This is a genomic window from Halomonas flagellata (genome assembly GCF_022487945.1).
In the GTDB taxonomy this organism is placed as follows: domain Bacteria; phylum Pseudomonadota; class Gammaproteobacteria; order Pseudomonadales; family Halomonadaceae; genus Halomonas; species Halomonas flagellata.
Genome location: NZ_JAKVPY010000089.1, coordinates 1 through 750 on the forward strand (window position 1 = coordinate 1; position 750 = coordinate 750).

General features: G+C 48.7%; 1 protein-coding gene. It reads right to left on the minus strand.

Going from position 1 to position 750, the window contains the following annotated elements; all coding sequences use genetic code 11:
• Nucleotides 1–258: 258 nt before the first annotated feature.
• Nucleotides 259–750 (minus strand): recombinase family protein (locus MKP05_RS21245; RefSeq protein ID WP_240570135.1); only part of this gene is annotated, 492 nt, incomplete at its 5' end.

Consider the following 750-nt stretch of genomic DNA (forward strand, 5'->3'; position numbering starts at 1 on the left):
GTAGCGGCCGGATGTAATCAGGCCGCTACAGCTGGGATTAGGGGTCTGACGCTCAGTGGAACGAAAACTCACGTTAAGAAGTCATTTTTCAATATTATTGAAGCATTTATCAGGGTTATTGTCTCATGAGCGGATACATATTTGAATGTATTTAGAAAAATAAACAAATAGGGGTTCCGCGCACATTTCCCCGAAAAGTGCCACCTGACGTCTAAGAAACCATTATTATCATGACATTAACCTATAAAAATAGGCGTATCACGAGGCCCTTTCGTCTTCAAGAATTTTATAAACCGTGGAGCGGGCAATACTGAGCTGATGAGCAATTTCCGTTGCACCAGTGCCCTTCTGATGAAGCGTCAGCACGACGTTCCTGTCCACGGTACGCCTGCGGCCAAATTTGATTCCTTTCAGCTTTGCTTCCTGTCGGCCCTCATTCGTGCGCTCTAGGATCCTCCGGCGTTCAGCTTGTGCCACAGCCGACAGGATGGTGACCACCATTTGCCCCATATCACCGTCGGTACTGATCCCGTCATCAATGAACCGGACTGCCACGCCCTGAGCATCAAACTCTTTTATCAGTTGGATCATGTCGGCAGTGTCGCGGCCAAGACGGTCGAGCTTCTTAACCAGAATGACATCACCTTCCTCCACCTTCATCCTCAGCAAATCCAGCCCTTCCCGGTCTGTTGAACTGCCGGATGCCTTATCGGTAAATATACGGTTTGCTTTCACACCTGCGTCTTTGAG